At 70.7% G+C, this 15,677-nt stretch carries 14 protein-coding genes; 8 read left to right on the top strand and 6 right to left on the bottom strand.

The annotated features are described in order from the left end of the window. Nucleotides 1-14: 14 nt before the first annotated feature. Genes ACE3TA_RS04070 through ACE3TA_RS04060 form a run of 3 tightly spaced genes read left to right on the top strand, consistent with a single transcriptional unit; the run spans nt 15 to nt 2,223 of the window. On the top strand, nt 15-791 hold the full coding sequence (locus ACE3TA_RS04070) for a TatD family hydrolase (protein WP_374570695.1): 777 nt from the start codon (nt 15-17) through the stop codon (nt 789-791). Continuing rightward, nucleotides 788-1,609, top strand: a complete 822-nt coding sequence (locus ACE3TA_RS04065; protein ID WP_374570693.1) for an MBL fold metallo-hydrolase — start codon at nt 788-790, stop codon at nt 1,607-1,609. Before ACE3TA_RS04070 ends, ACE3TA_RS04065 begins: the two co-directional genes overlap by 4 nt. Next, entirely contained in the window at nt 1,606-2,223 is a 618-nt protein-coding gene (locus ACE3TA_RS04060; RefSeq protein WP_374570691.1) for a phosphoribosylglycinamide formyltransferase, read from the top strand. The genes ACE3TA_RS04065 and ACE3TA_RS04060 overlap by 4 nt, the downstream gene beginning before the upstream one ends. Here the strand turns inward: ACE3TA_RS04060 and cueR are convergent. Together cueR and ACE3TA_RS04050 are read right to left on the bottom strand one after the other, a co-directional pair. Beyond that, nucleotides 2,220-2,639, bottom strand: a complete 420-nt coding sequence (cueR, locus tag ACE3TA_RS04055; protein ID WP_374570689.1) for a Cu(I)-responsive transcriptional regulator — start codon at nt 2,637-2,639, stop codon at nt 2,220-2,222. The two genes, ACE3TA_RS04060 and cueR, sit on opposite strands and share 4 nt — an antisense overlap. Next, nucleotides 2,636-5,122, bottom strand: a complete 2,487-nt coding sequence (locus ACE3TA_RS04050; RefSeq protein ID WP_374570687.1) for a copper-translocating P-type ATPase — start codon at nt 5,120-5,122, stop codon at nt 2,636-2,638. Before ACE3TA_RS04050 ends, cueR begins: the two co-directional genes overlap by 4 nt. A 140-nt stretch (nt 5,123-5,262) precedes the next feature. Between ACE3TA_RS04050 and ACE3TA_RS04045 the strand changes: the two genes are divergently transcribed. From ACE3TA_RS04045 to ACE3TA_RS04030, 4 genes are all read left to right on the top strand, one after another. Further along, entirely contained in the window at nt 5,263-7,083 is a 1,821-nt protein-coding gene (locus tag ACE3TA_RS04045) for a copper resistance system multicopper oxidase (protein WP_374570685.1), read from the top strand. Continuing rightward, nucleotides 7,080-7,985 (top strand): copper resistance protein B, encoded by a 906-nt coding sequence (locus tag ACE3TA_RS04040; protein ID WP_374570684.1) that lies wholly within the window; start codon nt 7,080-7,082, stop codon nt 7,983-7,985. The genes ACE3TA_RS04045 and ACE3TA_RS04040 overlap by 4 nt, the downstream gene beginning before the upstream one ends. 96 nt (nt 7,986-8,081) lie before the next feature. Continuing rightward, complete coding sequence (locus tag ACE3TA_RS04035; RefSeq protein WP_374570682.1) at nt 8,082-8,915, top strand: universal stress protein; 834 nt, start codon at nt 8,082-8,084, stop codon at nt 8,913-8,915. Between the two features lie 31 nt (nt 8,916-8,946). Next, a complete protein-coding gene (locus ACE3TA_RS04030; protein WP_374570680.1) occupies nt 8,947-9,606 on the top strand; it encodes a phosphoribosyltransferase in 660 nt (219 codons plus the stop codon). Here ACE3TA_RS04030 and ACE3TA_RS04025 read toward each other — a convergent pair. Continuing rightward, the gene (locus tag ACE3TA_RS04025) at nt 9,588-10,271 is read right to left on the bottom strand and encodes a dienelactone hydrolase family protein (RefSeq protein ID WP_374570678.1); all 684 of its coding nucleotides are present in this window, start codon (nt 10,269-10,271) and stop codon (nt 9,588-9,590) included. The genes ACE3TA_RS04030 and ACE3TA_RS04025 overlap by 19 nt on opposite strands. A 144-nt stretch (nt 10,272-10,415) precedes the next feature. Between ACE3TA_RS04025 and ACE3TA_RS04020 the strand changes: the two genes are divergently transcribed. Further along, a complete protein-coding gene (locus ACE3TA_RS04020; RefSeq protein ID WP_374570676.1) occupies nt 10,416-11,726 on the top strand; it encodes an erythromycin esterase family protein in 1,311 nt (436 codons plus the stop codon). A 160-nt stretch (nt 11,727-11,886) separates the two neighbouring features. Here the strand turns inward: ACE3TA_RS04020 and ACE3TA_RS04015 are convergent, their stop codons facing one another. The 3 genes from ACE3TA_RS04015 to ACE3TA_RS04005 form a co-directional block, all read right to left on the bottom strand. Then, nucleotides 11,887-12,444, bottom strand: coding sequence for a hypothetical protein (locus tag ACE3TA_RS04015; RefSeq protein WP_374570674.1), 558 nt, complete (start codon nt 12,442-12,444; stop codon nt 11,887-11,889). Nucleotides 12,445-12,596: 152 nt separating this feature from the next. Continuing rightward, nucleotides 12,597-13,001, bottom strand: a complete 405-nt coding sequence (locus ACE3TA_RS04010; RefSeq protein WP_374570672.1) for a hypothetical protein — start codon at nt 12,999-13,001, stop codon at nt 12,597-12,599. 51 nt (nt 13,002-13,052) lie between these two features. After that, complete coding sequence (locus tag ACE3TA_RS04005; protein WP_374570670.1) at nt 13,053-15,593, bottom strand: TonB-dependent receptor domain-containing protein; 2,541 nt, start codon at nt 15,591-15,593, stop codon at nt 13,053-13,055. Between the last annotated feature and the right edge of the window lie 84 nt (nt 15,594-15,677).

Genomic DNA, 15,677 nt, shown 5'->3' with positions numbered 1-15,677 from the left:
ACCCCTTTCGCCGCATGTTGATCGACAGCCACGTCAACCTCCACGCTCCGCAGTTCGACGAGGACCGGGCCGAGGTGATCGAGCGGGCGCGCGCCGCCGGGATCGCGCTGATGGTCAACATCTGCGACCGGGTGTCGAACTACGCGGCCGTGCGCGCCGTGGCCGAGGCGGACGACATCTGGTGCACGATCGGTACGCATCCACACGAAGCCAAGGAAAATCCTGAGCTTGCGGCGCAAACCTTGATCGATGTCGCAGGCGATCCCAAGGTGGTGGGCGTCGGCGAGACGGGCCTGGACTTCCACTACGACCTCAGCCCGCGGGACATCCAGGCGCAGGTGTTCCGCGCCCACGTGGCGGCGGCGCGGGAGACCGGCCTGCCGCTGGTGGTCCACACCCGCGAGGCCGACGCGGTGATGAGCCAGATCATCGAGGAGGAGTACGCGCGCGGCCCGTTCCGGATGCTGATGCACTGCTACACCTCCGGCGCGGAGCTGGCGGCGCGGGCCGCGGCGCTGGGGGCCTGGTTCTCGGTGTCGGGCATCGCCACCTTCAAGGCCGCCGAGGACGTGCGCGAGGTGGTGGCGCAGATGCCGGCCGACCGGATCATCGTGGAGACCGACTGCCCCTATCTGGCGCCCGTGCCGTTCCGCGGCCGGCGCAACGAGCCGGCGTTCCTGCCGCATGTGCTGGCCAAGCTGGCGGAGATCCGCGGCTGGTCGATGGCCGAGGCCGAGGCGCGGACAGAGGACGCCTTCTTCGCCCTGTTCGACAGGATCCCGCGCCCATGACCGGCGCGCTGGAGGTGACCATTCTCGGGTGCGGCTCCTCGGGCGGGGTGCCGCGGGCCGACGGCGACTGGGGCGCGTGCGATCCGAACGATCCGCGCAACGCCCGCTCGCGCTGCTCGCTCCTGGTGCGGCGGCTGGACGAGGCGGGGCAGGCCGAGCAGCAGACCACCGTGCTGGTGGACACCTCGCCGGACCTGCGGCTGCAGACGGCGCGGGCTGGGGCCAAGCGGCTGGATGCGGTGCTGATCACCCACGACCATGCCGACCAGACGCATGGGCTGGACGACGTGCGCGCCTTCTTCATCCGCCAGCGGGCGCGCATTCCCTGCTGGATGGACGAGGCGACCCACGTGTCGCTGCACCGGCGCTTCGGCTACATCTTCGCGCCGGAGGCCGGCTATCCGGCGATCTGCACCGATCATCGCCTGCCGCCGCACGGCCAGAGCTTCGCGATCGAAGGGCCGTCCGGCGCGGTGCCGGTCGTGACCTTCGACCAGGACCATGGCGCGATCCGCTCGGTCGGCTACCGCTTCGGCGGGGTGGCCTATTCCAGCGACGTGGTGGGGCTGGACGAGGCGGCCTTCGAGGCGCTGGCGGACCTGGACGTGTGGATCCTCGACGCCCTGCGCTGGCGTCCGCACCCGACCCACGCCCATGTGGAGCTGGCGCTGGAATGGATCGAACGGGTCAGGCCGCGACGGGCGATCCTGACCAACATGCACATCGACCTGGATTTCGCCGACCTGGCCGCCAGGCTGCCGAGCGGGGTCGAGCCGGCGTTCGACGGACTTTCGTTCGTGCATGAGCTGGACGAATGAACGCGTTGAATAGAAAGCCCCTTCGCCTCGGATTCCTGGCGTCGCGCAACGGCTCGAGCCTGCGCGCGGTCGTCACCGCCATCGAGGCGGGGGAGCTGCCCGCCGAAGCGGCCGTCGTGATCAGCAACAACCGCTCGTCCGCCGCGCTGGAGTTCGCCCGCGAGCACGGGGTGAGCGCCGTCTGCATCCCCACCAAGGACGACGCCGAGGCCGCCGACGCGCGGCTTTGCGAGACGCTGGAGGCCGCCGGGGTCGATCTGGTGGTGCTGTCCGGTTACCTGCGGCGGCTGGGGCCGCGCACGCTGACGCGCTACCGCAACCGTGTGCTGAACATCCACCCCGGGCCGCTGCCGCGGTTCGGCGGGGAGGGCATGTACGGCCGGCGGGTGCACGAGGCGATCATCGGCTCCGGCGCGAACCAGAGCGGGGCGACCATCCACCTGGTGGACGAGGAGTACGATCACGGCCCGGTGGTCGCCGAGCGCGTGCTGACGCTCGAGCCCGGCGAGACGGCCGAGAGCCTGGAGGCGCGGATCACCGCGCTGGAGCCGGTGTTCTTCGTCGAGACCCTGAAGAAGATCGCCAGCGGCGCGCTCGAACTGCCGGCCGCCTAGCCCTGGTCCGCGGCCGCCGTGACGCGGCCTTCACCGGTGAGATCGGCCAGGATCGGGCAGTCGGGCCGGTCGTCGCCGGCGCAGCAGCGCGAGAGCTCGCGCAGGGTGTCGGCCATGGCGGTCATCTCGGCGATGCGGGTGTCGAGATCGGCCAGGTGGCGGTCGGCGATCGCTTTGACCTCGCGGCTCGGCCGGTTGCGGTCGCGCCACAGGGACAGGAGCAGGGTGATCTCGGCTACCGAGAAGCCCAGGCTGCGCGCCCGCCGCACGAACCGCAGCTCATTGATCTCGCGCTCGCCGTATTCGCGGTAGTTGGCGTCGGTGCGGCTGGTGGGCCGCACCAGGCCGATCTCGTCGTAGTAGCGGATCATCTTGGCGGTGACGCCGCTGGCCTTGGCGGCCTGGCCGATGTTCATGAAAGACTCCCGACAGGCGGTTTGAAGGCGCGCAGGCGCAGGGCGTTCAGCACCACGCTGACGCTGGAGAGCGCCATGGCGCCGGCGGCGAACACCGGCGAGAGCAGCACGCCGAACGCCGGATAGAGGGCGCCCGCGGCCAGCGGGATCAACAGGGCGTTGTAGCCGAAGGCCCAGGCCAGGTTCTGGCCGATGTTGCCCATCACCGCGCGGCTCAGCGCCACGGCGGCGGCCACCGCCCGCACATCGCCGCGCATCAGCACCACCTGGGCGCTTTCGATGGCCACGTCCGTGCCCGCGCCCATGGCGATCCCCACGTCGGCGGCCGCGAGGGCCGGAGCGTCGTTGACCCCGTCGCCGACGAAGGCGATCGGCCCGTGGCGGCGGCGCAGGTTCTCGATCGCCTCGACCTTGCCGGCGGGCAGCACCTCGGCGACCACGTCGTCGACGCCGAGCGCGCGACCCACCGCGGCGGCGGTGGCCGCGCCGTCGCCGGTGACCATGGCGATCTTCACGCCGAGCGCGCTCAGCGCTTTCAGGCCCTCGGCGGCGCTGGGCTTGATCGGGTCGGCCACGGCGACCACGGCGGCCAGGCGGGCGTCGACCGCGGCGTAGAGGGCGGTCTTGGCCTCGCCGGCCAGGGCCTCGGCGCGCCCGATCAGCGGCGAGACGTCGATGCCCAGATCCTGCATGAACCGAGCGCCGCCGATCTGCACGCGCTTGCCGCCCACCTTCCCCTGGGCGCCGGCGCCGGTCGTGGTCTCGAAGCCCTCGACCTCGGGGATCTGCAGCTGGCGGGCGTCGGCGGCCTCGACCACCGCGCGGGCGATCGGATGCTCGGAGCGGCGCTCCACGGCCGCGATCAGGGCGAGGACCTCGGCCTCGCCGAAGCCCTCGGCGGGCTCCAGGTCGGTCAGGGCCGGGCGGCCCAGGGTGAGGGTGCCGGTCTTGTCGAAGGCGACCACCTTGACGCCCTGCAGGGCCTGCAGCGCGTCGCTCCGGCGGAACAGCACGCCGAGCTCGGCGGCGCGGCCGGTGCCGACCATGATCGAGGTGGGGGTGGCCAGCCCCATGGCGCAGGGGCAGGCGATGATCAGCACCGCCACGGCGTTGACCAGGGCCAAGGTGAGCGCCGGGGCCGGGCCGAACACCAGCCAGACGGCGAAGGTGAGCACTGCCGCGGCGATCACCGCGGGGACGAACCAGCCGGTGACCTTGTCGACCAGCGCCTGCACCGGCAGCTTGCCGGCCTGGGCCTGCTCCACCATGCGCACGATCTGGGCCAGCATGGTGTCGGCGCCGACCTTCTCGGCGCGGAAGCGGAAGGCGCCCGTGGTGTTGAGCGTGCCGCCGGTGACCTTGGCGCCGGGCGCCTTCTCCACCGGGATCGGCTCGCCGGTGACCATGGATTCGTCGACGAAGGAGCCGCCGTCGACCACCTCGCCGTCCACCGCCACGCGCTCGCCCGGGCGAACGGCGACCACGTCGCCGGCCACGACCTGGTCGATCGGGACCTCCTGCTCGGCGCCGTCGCGGACCACGCGGGCGGTCTTGGCCTGCAGCTTCATGAGCTTGCGGATCGCCACGCCGGTGCGGCCGCGCGCCTGGGCCTCGAACAGGCGGCCCAGGAGAATCAGGGTGACGATGACCGCGGCGGCCTCGTAGTAGACGTTGCGCGCGTTCGCCGGGAACAGGCCCGGCGCGAAGGTGACGGCGGCCGAATAGAGGAAGGCCGCGCTCGTGCCCAGCACGACCAGGGAGTTCATCTCCGGCGACAGGCGCAGGAGGTTGGGAAGGCCAGCCTTGAAGAACCTGAGCCCCGGGCCGAACAGGGCCACGGCGGCGAGCGCGAAGCTGACATAGCTCCAGGTCTGTTCGCCGATGGAGGCGGCGATCCAGTGGTGGATGGCCGGCGCGACGTGGCCGCCCATCTCCACGACGAGCAGCGGCGCCGTCGCCAGGGCCGCGATCAGGGTGTCGCGCTTGAGGCCGGCGATCTCCCTGGCGCGGGAGGCGTCGTCGCCGCCCATGTGGTCGTGCATGTGGCCGCCGGCGTGCGGCGCATGGGCCTTGTAGCCGGCCTTGGCCACGGCGGCCTCCAGCGCCTTTTCCGTGGCCGCGCCGTGGAGCACGGAGACCTGCGCGCGCTCGGTGGCGAAGTTGACCGAGGCGCCGACGACGCCCGGCGCGTTGCGCAGCGCGGCCTCGACCTTGTTGACGCAACTGGCGCAGCTCATGCCGCCGATCTTCAGGTCGACGGTGTCGACCTGCGGCTCGTAGCCGGCCTTGCGGATGGCCTCGACCACGGCGGCGGCGTCGCCTTGGCTCGCGAGCTCGACGTGGGCGCGCTCGGTGGCGAGGTTCACGCTGGCGTCGGTGACGCCGGGCGCGGCCTTGATGGCGCGCTCGACGCGGCTGACGCATCCGGCGCAGGTCATGCCGCGGATGGCGATGTCGAGCGGGGCGGTGGGCGAATTCGGCATGTCTGGACGCTCCTGGAACTGGCCGTCCTCGACAAGCTAGGGATTCCCATCATGGGAAGGTCAAGGGCCGGAAGGCGGCTTGACCTTCCAACGGCGGGAACCTGCATCAGGTCGGCGAACCAGAACTGGGATTGTCGAAGATGACTGACCTGAATCGCCGGCGCCTGCTGCGTGCGGCCACCGCCTTCGGCGGCTCGGCGGCGCTGGCCGGCCTGCTGCCGGCCTGGGCGAGGGCGGCGGACGCGCAGGCGGGGCCGGGCGCCACGCTCTCGGGCGACGACATCGCCCTCAAGATCGCGCGCACGCCGGTGCGCATCGACGGCCGCAAGGGCACGGCGGTGACGCTCAACGGCGCGATCCCGGGGCCGCTGCTGCGCCTGAAGGAAGGCCGCACGGTGCGCATCGCCGTCACCAACGACCTGGCCGAAGACACCTCGGTGCACTGGCACGGCCTGCTGGTGCCGTTCCAGATGGACGGCGTGCCGGGGTTGAGCTTTCCGGGAATTCGGCCGGGCGAGACCTTCGTCTACGAGTTGCCGGTGCGGCAGTCGGGCGCCTACTGGTACCACAGCCACTCGGGCCTGCAGGAGCAGGAGGGCCACTACGGGCCGATCATCATCGACCCGGCGGGGGACGATCCGGTGGCCGCCGATCGCGAACATGTGGTCGTGCTGTCGGACTACAGCTTCATGCGGCCGCAGGAGATCATGCGCAAGCTGAAGGCCGAGCCCGGCTACTTCAACCGCCAGCGCCAGACGATCGCCGGCCTGCTGGCGGGGCGGGACCAGCCGCTGGCCGAGCGCGTGACCTGGGCGGGCATGCGCATGGACCCCACCGACATCCTCGACGTCACCGCCTCGGCCTACACCTATCTGATCAACGGCCATGGGCCGCAGGACAACTGGACGGGCCTGTTCGAGCCGGGCCAGCGCGTGCGCCTGCGCATCATCAACGCGGCGGCCATGACCATCTTCAACGTGCGCATTCCGGACCTGGCGATGAGCGTCGTCCAGGCCGACGGACAGAACGTCGTGCCAGTAGAAATCGATGAGTTTCAAATCTCACCGGCCGAGACCTACGACATCGTCGTAACGCCTGGCGATCGCGCCTACACCCTCGTCGCCGAGAGCGCGGACCGCTCCGGCATGGGCCGGGCGACGCTTGCGCCGCGCCCGGGAATGACCGCCGCCGTCCCGCCGCTGCGCGCGCGGCCGGTGCTGGGCATGCGCGACATGGGCATGGACATGACCACCGGCATGGAGGGCGGCATGGCCGGGATGGAGATGCCCGGAATGGACATGGCCGGGATGGACCACGGGACCATGAGCGGCATGGACCATGGCGCGATGGATCACGCCTCGATGGATCATGGGGCGGCGCAGACGGCGATGAGCCATGGGACGATGTCGATGCGCGACCTCTCCGCCGCGCCCGAGGTCAAGCCGGGGCCGGGCGTGCAGATGATTTCGCCCATGCCCGCGGATCGCACGGGCGAGCCCGGCGTCGGCCTGCGGGACGTCGGTCACCGCGTCCTGGTCTACGCCGACCTCGTGGCCCTGGAGCCGGGGCCCGACCCGCGGCCGCCGTCCCGACAGATGGAGATCCACCTGACCGGCAACATGGACCGCTTCATGTGGGGCTTCGATGGCGAACGCTACGGGCCCTTCACCGAGCCGATCCCGTTCCGGCGCGACGAGCGCGTGCGCGTCACCCTGGTCAACGACACGATGATGGCCCACCCGATCCACCTGCACGGCCACTTCTTCGAGGTGGTGAACGGCCATGACGGGCGCCATCCGCGCAAGCACACCGTGACGGTGCAGCCGGGCGCCAAGGCGACGTTCGACCTGACCGCCGACGCTCCCGGGGACTGGGCCTTCCACTGCCACCTGCTCTACCACATGCACGCGGGCATGTTTAACGTGGTCACGGTTCGGCCGCTGGATGGAGAAGCGGCGTGAACCGTTTGATTTTCCTGATTCTGTTGTCGTCCGCGGCCGCCGCTCCGGCGCTGGCCCAGACCGATCCGCACGCCGGCCACGACATGAGCGCCATGGGAGGCGCCATGGGCGACGACATGCCGGCGATGGACCACGACATGTCGTCCATGAAGGCCCCAAGCGCGTCCGCCGCCGCGCCGCCGCCGGCGCCCAAGGACCATGCCGCCGACACGGTGTTCCCCGCCGGCCGGATGGCCCACGCCCGGGCGGTGCTGACCGACGAGCACGGCGGCCATCCCTTCTGGAAGGTGATGGTCAACACCGCCGAGATGCGCGCGCATTCGGGGACGGACGACTACGCCTGGCGCGGCGAGGCCTGGATCGGCGGCGACATCAACCGCCTCGTGGTCAAGTCCGAGGGGGAGGGCGCGTCCGGCGAGCGGCCGGAGGCGGCCGAGGCGCAGGCGGTCTACTCGCGCGCGATCAGCCCCTATTTCGACCTGCAGGCGGGGCTTCGGCAGGACTTCCGGCCCGAGCCGTCGCGCACCTTCGCCGTGCTCGGCCTGGAAGGGCTGACGCCCTATGGCGCGGAACTGTCGCTGGCCGGCTTCGTCTCGAACCGCGGCGAGGCCTCAGCGCGGCTGGAGGCGGCCTACGACTTCAGGATCACCCAGAGGCTCGTCCTGCAGCCCCGCACCGAGATCAACCTGGTCGCGCGCGACGCGCCCGAACGCGGCCTGGCCTCGGGGCTCAGCGACGCCGAGTACGGACTGCGCCTGCGTTATCACCTGGCCAGGGAATTGGCCCCTTACATCGGCGTCGTGCATCTGCGCAGATACGGCGGAACCGCGGACCTTGCCCGCGCCGCCGGCGAGGATCCGACACGGACCTCGCTGGTCGTCGGGGTGCGGGCCTGGTTCTGACCGCCGGCCGGAACCGCCTGCGCGCTTGACGCCAGTCAAGGCGGGCCCCGCCGTCGGGCCCGAGGATTGTGCAAATCAAGAGCAAGGAGGCGGCCGGTGTTCCGCGACATGTTGGTGGTGGTCGACGAGACCGAGGAGTGCATCGTCCGGGCGCGGACCGCGGCGGAGCTGGCGGCGCGCTGGCGCGCCCATCTCACGGGCGTGTTCCTGACGAGCGACTTCCTGCGCCAATACATGGCCGCCGACGGGCTGTCGTTCCTGCCGCCGGACACCGTCGAACAGGTGCTCAGCGACCACGCCAAGGCGATCGACGCGGCCAGCGAGACGGCCCGCCAGCGCCTGGAGGCCGCGGCCGGCGAGACCGGCGCGAAGATCGACTTCATGAAGATCGGCGGCGACAACCCCGAGAACCTGATCGCCTGCACGCGGCGCACCGACCTTACGATCATGCCGCTGTCCGCCCGCGCCTGCCTCAGCGAACATGCGGTGGCCGCCGCGCGGGTGGTGCTGGCCAGCGGCGGGCCGGCGTTGATCCTGCCGCCGCAGGGCTATGCGCCGCCGGTGGGCAAGCGGGTGCTCGTCGCCTGGAATGGCAAGCGCGAGGCCGCGCGGGCCCTGCGCGACGCCTGGCCGCTGATCGCCGAGGCCGACGAGGTGCATGTGCTGGCCGTATCGCCGCAGAGCGAAGCCGGGCCGGACGGCATGTTGCAGCGCTATCTGGAGCGTCACGGCTGCAAGGCCAACCTGATCGTCGATCCGGGCCCCGACGAGACCGCCGCCGAGGTGATCGAGAGGAACATCGCCGAATACGACGCCGATCTCCTGGTGATGGGCTTGTTCGGCCATTCGCGGCTGCAGGAGCTGGTGCTGGGCGGCGTGAGCCGGCACGTGCTCAGCCGGCCGCCGATTCCGGTGTTCGTGTCGCACTAGCCCCCGCGCAGGCGGGGCGGGGAGGGCGATCATGCGTGAGCAGAGCCGAATCTTCGCCGACCGGGAGGAGGCGGGCCGGGAACTGGGCGAGGCCCTGGGCGGGCTCGCCCTGGACCACCCGGCCGTCTACGCCCTGCCGCGCGGCGGCGTGCCGCTGGCGGTGGCCGTCGGCCGGCGGCTGAAGGCGCCGGTCGATCTCGTGCTGGTGCGCAAGATCGGCGCGCCCGGCTCGCCCGAACTGGCCCTTGGGGCCGTCGCCGACGGCGCGGAACCGTTCACCGTCGTCAATCCCGAGGTCAAGCGGATGACCGGCGCGAGCGACGCCTATCTGGAGCGCGCCCGGGCCGAGCAACTGGCCGAGATCGAGCGGCGCAGGGCGCTCTATCTGGGCGACCGCCCCAGGATCGATCCGCGCGGGCGCACGGCGGTCATCGTCGACGACGGCCTGGCGACCGGCGCCACGGCGCGGGCGGCGGCGACGGCCCTGCGCGCGCAGGGGGCGGCCCGCGTCATCATCGCCGCGCCGGTGGCGCCGCCGGACACCGTGGCCGAGATGGAGGCGGCGGGCTACGAGGTGGCCGTGCTGGAGCAGCCGCAGCCGTTCTTCGGCGTCGGCGGCTTCTATCGCGACTTCCACCAGCTATCGGACGAGGACGTGGTGCGGCTGCTCGCTCAGGACGCGGCCGACTGAGCGCCGGGCTGCTGGCGGCCGGGACGGGCGGGCGAGGCCAGGGTGTCCTGGCACCAGTCGATGGCCAGGCGCACGACCTCGTAGAGCGCGCCGGGCTCCTCGAAGAGATGCGTGGCGCCGTCCACCACCTCCAGCCGCGAGGCGGCGTTCAGCTCCATCAGCGCCTCGCGGTTCCAGGTGAGCACCGGCTCATCCTGGGAGCCGACGATCAGCAGGACGGGCGCCTCGACCTCGGCCAGGCGGTCGTGCGCCAGATCCGGCCGGCCGCCGCGCGAGATCACCGTGCGCACCCGGCGAGGACGCAGGGCCGCGGCCTGCAACGCCGCGGCCGCGCCGGTGCTGGCGCCGAACAGGCCGATCGGCAGGTCGGCGAGCTCGGGCTGAGAGCCGGCCCAGTCGATCGCATCCACCAGGCGCGCGCCCAGGCGGTCGATGTCGAAGACATTGGCGCGATGCTGGGCTTCGTCCTCGGTCAGCAGATCCAGAAGGAGAGTTGAAAATCCCGACGCGACAAGAGCTTGTGCGACGCTCTGATTGCGCGGGCTGAAGCGGCTGGAGCCGCTGCCGTGGGCGAAGATCACCAAGCCGCGCGGCTTGTCGGGGATGCGAAGCTCCGCACCCAGTTGCAGCGGCGGGATGCGGACGAAGCGGGCCGACATGGTCATTGAGCGTCTCCTCTCCGCTCATCACGTTAATCAATCCGGCGGGCCGGAGCTTTGACCGTCGTCAAGGCTTGCGGTCGCCGATCGCGCTCTGGTGGGCGGCCGGAAAGGGCCCTGCTTGCGGGGAGGGCGCCGAAGGAGGCCGCCATGTCGACGCCCGCTGCGCCAGCCGTCCTGGATCTCGCCGGGGTGCTGCGTTCGGCCGCCAGGCCGCTGCCCGACATCGACGACCCGGACTTCGCCGCCGCGTTCGACTCCTTCGGCGACGCGCGCGTCGTGCTGCTCGGCGAATGCACCCACGGCACGGCCGAGTTCTATCGGGCGCGGGCGGCGATCACCCGCCGGCTCGTGGAGCGCCACGGCTTCCGCATCGTGGCCCTGGAGGCGGACTGGCCCGACGTGGCGGACCTGGACCGGTTCGCGCGCAACCGCGGCGTCTGGGGCCAGCACGACAGCTTCGTCAACTTTCCGCGCTGGATGTGGCGCAACGCCGAGTTCGGCGCCTTTCTGCACGGGCTGCGCGCCTGGAATCTGCACCGGCCGGCGCAGGACCGGGTGGAGGTGCGGGGGCTGGACGTCTACAGCCTGTCGCAGTCGGCCGCCGAGGTGATCCGCTACCTCGACCGCGTGGACCCGGCCGCCGCCGCGCAGGCGAGGGCGCGCTACGGCTGCCTGACGCCGTTCATGAGCGAGCCGCAGCTCTATGGCGCGGCCGCGCGGCTGGGGGAGGCGGACTGCGAGGACTCCGTCGTCGACCAGCTCGTCGCCGTGGTCGGCCAGCGCTACGCCTACGCCGCGCTCGACGGCGAGGACTATCTGGACGCCGAGCAGAACGCCCGGGTCGTGGCCGCCGCCGAGACCTACTACCGGGCCATGTACCGCAGCTCGATCGAGAGCTGGAACCGCCGCGACGGGCACATGTTCGCCACCCTGCTGCGGCTGCTGGAGGCGAGGGGGCCCGAGGCCAAGGCGGTCGTCTGGGCGCACAACTCCCACATCGGCGACGCCTCGGCCACGGCGATGGGCGAGGCGGGCGAGTTCAATATCGGCCAGCTCTGCCGCGAGGCGTTCGGACCCCGCTGCGTGGCCATCGGCCTTGGGACCGACCACGGCCGGGTCGCGGCCGCCGACGACTGGGGCGGGCCGGTGCGGATCAAGGACATCTTGCCCAGCCGGCGCGGAAGCTGGGAGCACGCGTTCCTGCAGGCGGGCCATCCGCGCGCCCTGGTGGACTGGCGGCGCGATCGCGAGTTGGCGGCGGCCCTGTCGCGGCCCAGGCTGGAACGGGCGATCGGGGTGATCTATCGGCCGCAAACCGAACTGCAGAGCCACTATTTCAACGCGCGGCTGTCGCGGCAGTTCGACGCCTTCCTCTGGTTCGAGGAGACGGCGCCGGTGACGCCCCTGGCCGGCGCGCCGCCCGAGGGCGCGCCCGACATCTATCCGTTCGGCGTGTGACGCGCGATTTGAGGATCACCTCAAAGTATTTTGTATTTACTGGATATTCCTGCGTCTTCAGGCGACTTCATGTCCTGCGTGAAGCGGGCCCAGAACGCAAAGAAGCGCCCGGACGGGCCGGACGCTTCCTGGGTCGGAATCGGGCCTTGCGGCCGTTTGTTCATTCGCCCTTGGCGGGCTCCAGGGCGCGGGGCTGGCCGGTGACGCCGTCGGTGACGGTCGTGGCGCCGGGCTTGCCGGAATCGCCCACGCGCCAGCCGGCCGGGCACGCGCCCTGCAGCGTGTAGTGGCGCACCTGTTCGTACATCGGGGCCTTTTCGTCCTGGCGGGTGACCGCCATGTCGACGGTGAAGTCCTTGGCCTGGTCGCCGGTGACCGAGGAGCCGGCGCGATAGAGCTGGTCGCCGACGCGGCAGCGCACCGAATAGGTGTCGGCGGTCTCCACGGCGTCGTCGACACGGACGCATTCCTTGCCGTCGACCGAGGGCGCCGGGCGGATGAAGCCGGCCTGGGTGTCCTTGTCGGCGCAGATGTCGATGGTGTCGGTGACCTTGTCGCCATCCATCACGTCGACGCGCCAGAGATTCGGCGGCACGGCGCCGAGCGGCGCCGTCGACTCCGCGGCGGCTTCGGTCTTGGCGGCCTTGGGACCGCATCCGGCCACGGCCAGCAGCGCCGTGGCGGCGGCGACGGTGTAGGCTACCTTGAACTGAGGCATAGATCGGCTCCGTTGAATGATTGCGGCGTCACAATGAGATTGCGTGGCGAAAAGACATTGAGCGGGATCAAGTTCCATTTCGTCGATAGCTCATATTTCCGATAATCTTCCTTAGGCGAGATATTGGCGTGGTGACGCGCCCGCGTCGGCTGTCACCGACTCCAAAAGCTGCGAATCGCCCCCTCGCCGCCACGAGTCGCCCTGGCGTTCTCGAATCCGGAAAATTCCGACTCCAATACCCGCGCGCCCGAGACGCGAGCGCTGCGCTGCAGGCAGTCGAATCCGCGCGCCGCCTGCCATCCGTCCCCTTCCGAAGCACCCGAGCGGATGACGCTGCGGAACTCCCAAGCCTGCGGGACCAGAAGCCGACAATCACCTCGGCGGAGGACGGCCAAATGCGCCCAGCGCCATTCCCGATGATGCGGATGCTCGAGGCCGCCCCGTTCGGCCTGAGCCGGCCTCCTCGTGACGTCGGCGACCGCCAGTTCGTGGCTTGCCGCCGCCTCGACACCCTCGCCGCGATTTTCGAAATCAAAGCGCGCCTGGCGCCAGCCCAACCCGAGCGCCGTCAGCGGAGCGTCAGGTTGGGCGCGGAACGGGCCATGCGGCTACCAGCGCTTGGTCGCCGACACGCTGACCACCCGGCCAAGGGCGGTGTAGTTGGTCGAGTCGAATGGCGGCTCGTAGGGCAAGGTGGTGGCGATGGTGTCGGGATCCGTATCGAAGAGATTGCGGACCGACGCGGTCAGCTCGACGCCGTGCAGCGGCCCGTCGCGTGAGGAGCGGTAGACGGCGTTGAGATCCAGGGTCGCGACGGCCTTGACGTCGGCGGCCACGGCGCCCCGCTGGTCCTTCAGCGCGCCGGTGTAGTTGACGAAGCCGCTCAGGGCCAGGGCGTCGCGCCGCCATAGCAGACCCACGCGGCCGCGCAGCTTTGGCGGATTGAACACCTGGCCCGACAGAGACTCTGTGGGTGCGCCTGCCAGGAGGTCCTGCTGGCTGTCCAGGTAGCTCGCGTCGCCCAGGACCGTCAGGGCCCCAGAGGTCAGCCCCTCCAGGCTCCATCGGAAGTTCACGTCGACGCCCTGGATACGCTGTTCGGCTGCGTTTCGGTTGGTGTTGTCGATGAGGGCGACGACGGTCGCGGGATCCAGTGTCCCCACAAGGCTGGTGGTCAGCTCCGTGGTGGCCATGGCCGCCGCCACCTGCGCCGTCGTGGGCGCGTAGGTGACGAGGGAGCCGTAGATCGGACTGGCCAGCGCCTGCGAGGAGGACGGGATCGGGGTGACGATGCGGTCCTTGTAGACCACGTGGAAGTAGCTGACCTCGAGCTTGAGCCCCGGGACCGCATCCGGCCTCCAGACCACGCCCGCGGTCCAGGTGGTCGCCCGCTCGGGCTTGAGGTCGGCGTTGCCGCCCGACAGCAGGACGGCCGTCGCGCCGGCCGGGTAGCCGCTCGCCCCCAGGCGCGCCACCGGATAGATGATCGTCTGACGCACATTGTATTGCTGGAAGAGCGTCGGGGCCTTGAAGGACTTGCCCCAGGCCGCCTTGAACTCCAGCGCGTCCGTCGGCGCGAAGGACAGGCCGATCTTTGGCGTGACCACTTCGTCGATGTCGACGTATTTCTCGTACCGGGCCGCGAGGTTCAGCGACAGCCGCCGCACATAGGCCAGGTCCTGCGCCTCCGAGACCAGCGGCAGGTTCAGCTCGCCATAGGCGTAGTAGTCCTCCTGCGTCTTCAGGATCGGATAGATCGGCCGGCGCGCGTCGAAGTGGTTGCTGCGGTAGCCGCCGCCAAAGGCGGCCCGCACGGGCCCCGCGGGCAATGACATGAGCGGGCCGTCGGCGGTCGCCTCCAGCTGGGTGGAGTTGTTGCAGTAGCAGCCGTTGTATTCGCTCATCACGCCCTGCACGTGCGAGCGGTTCGCGAAGCGCGCCCTGTCGTCCCCGTAGGCGCCGAAGACCTCGCCTTGCCAGCCGCCCCCGAGTTCGGCCTTCAGCGCCGGGGCGATCAGGATCGAGCGCGTGTCGGACCAGACCGTCTGGCCGTTGTAGAGCGGCTGTCCGCTGGTGTCGGTGGGGAAATCGAAACTGCTGCGGCGGTGGTTGAAGAGCGCGTCGAGCTCGAAGGTCAGGACCTCGGTCAGGTCCTGATGGCCGCTGACAAGGAGATTGTAGTTCTCCATCAGCGGATAGAGCGTGATCCCGGGCTTCTGGCTTGAATAGTCGCGCTGCGAGGACACCACGGGCTCCTGCCGGCCGTATTCGGCGGCCGCGATGACCCCGCCCGAGCCCCATCTGCGCCCTGTCGTCACTCCATAACGCTGCTGGAAGCCGCCGCCGTCGGTCGACCCGCCAAGGAGCGCCGAGACGGCCAGGCCATCGTAGTCGCGCTTGAGGATGATGTTGGCGACGCCGGCGACTGCGTCCGAGCCGTAGAGCGCCGAGGCGCCGTCCACGACGACCTCGATGCGATCGACCGCGTCGATCGGGATGGTGGACACGTCCACGCTCTGGCGCGAAGCGGCGTAGGAGAAGCGACGACCGTTGAGGAGGGTCAGGGTCGCGTCCGATCCCAGCCCGCGCAGATTGATGGATGAGGCGCCGTTGACGTTCACGCCGTTGGCGGCCGGCACGCCGACGCCGACGCCAGGGTTCTGCCCGCCGCCGAAGTTCTGCGGGATGTCGCGCAGGAGATCGGCAAGGGTGTTCTGTCCTTCCTCGCGCATTTGCTCGCGCGAGCGCACGATCACCGGCGAGGTGGGCGGCGCGCCTCGGATGCGGGTGCCGGTCACCACCACGGCCGAGAGTTCGTCGGCCGAGGCCGAACCGCCCTTGAGGCGCGCGGGTGATCCGACCACGATGACCGCCCCGACCCGTCGAGACTTCAGACCGCTGCCCTCGAGCAGCCGGGCGAGCCCGTCCTCGGCGGTGAATTCGCCGACGAGCGCGACGCTCTTGCGCGCGCCGACGTCGGCGGCGTCGAACGCGATCTGCTGGCGGGACTGCTGACCAAAGGCACGCAGCGCCGAGCCCAGGTCCTGGGCGGGAATGTTGAAACTATGCGTCTGCGCCTGGGCCATGGCGGGCGCGGCCATGCCGACGGCGGCGACGACGGCGGCGGCGGAAAGCGGGTGATGGTTCATCAAGACAGATCCCCCGAGGCCATCATGACGATCAGATGACGCTCTCGGCACGTGAGACGTGGCTCAACGCCAACTGCACACCCC

The sequence above is a fragment of the Phenylobacterium sp. genome, assembly GCF_041916435.1.
Lineage (GTDB): Bacteria > Pseudomonadota > Alphaproteobacteria > Caulobacterales > Caulobacteraceae > Phenylobacterium.
Note: the sequence above shows the minus strand (reverse complement) of the source record. Positions and strands in the feature narration are given on the sequence as shown.

What these genes read in the sequence shown, in the direction of transcription:
- ACE3TA_RS04070 (WP_374570695.1), top strand. Translation starts at nt 15, where the DNA reads ATGTTGATCGACAGCCACGTCAACCTCCACGCTCCGCAGTTCGACGAG.
- ACE3TA_RS04065 (WP_374570693.1), top strand. Translation starts at nt 788, where the DNA reads ATGACCGGCGCGCTGGAGGTGACCATTCTCGGGTGCGGCTCCTCGGGC.
- ACE3TA_RS04060 (WP_374570691.1), top strand. Translation starts at nt 1,606, where the DNA reads ATGAACGCGTTGAATAGAAAGCCCCTTCGCCTCGGATTCCTGGCGTCG.
- cueR (WP_374570689.1), bottom strand. Translation starts at nt 2,639, where the DNA reads ATGAACATCGGCCAGGCCGCCAAGGCCAGCGGCGTCACCGCCAAGATG.
- ACE3TA_RS04050 (WP_374570687.1), bottom strand. Translation starts at nt 5,122, where the DNA reads ATGCCGAATTCGCCCACCGCCCCGCTCGACATCGCCATCCGCGGCATG.
- ACE3TA_RS04045 (WP_374570685.1), top strand. Translation starts at nt 5,263, where the DNA reads ATGACTGACCTGAATCGCCGGCGCCTGCTGCGTGCGGCCACCGCCTTC.
- ACE3TA_RS04030 (WP_374570680.1), top strand. Translation starts at nt 8,947, where the DNA reads ATGCGTGAGCAGAGCCGAATCTTCGCCGACCGGGAGGAGGCGGGCCGG.
- ACE3TA_RS04025 (WP_374570678.1), bottom strand. Translation starts at nt 10,271, where the DNA reads ATGACCATGTCGGCCCGCTTCGTCCGCATCCCGCCGCTGCAACTGGGT.
- ACE3TA_RS04020 (WP_374570676.1), top strand. Translation starts at nt 10,416, where the DNA reads ATGTCGACGCCCGCTGCGCCAGCCGTCCTGGATCTCGCCGGGGTGCTG.
- ACE3TA_RS04015 (WP_374570674.1), bottom strand. Translation starts at nt 12,444, where the DNA reads ATGCCTCAGTTCAAGGTAGCCTACACCGTCGCCGCCGCCACGGCGCTG.
- ACE3TA_RS04005 (WP_374570670.1), bottom strand. Translation starts at nt 15,593, where the DNA reads ATGAACCATCACCCGCTTTCCGCCGCCGCCGTCGTCGCCGCCGTCGGC.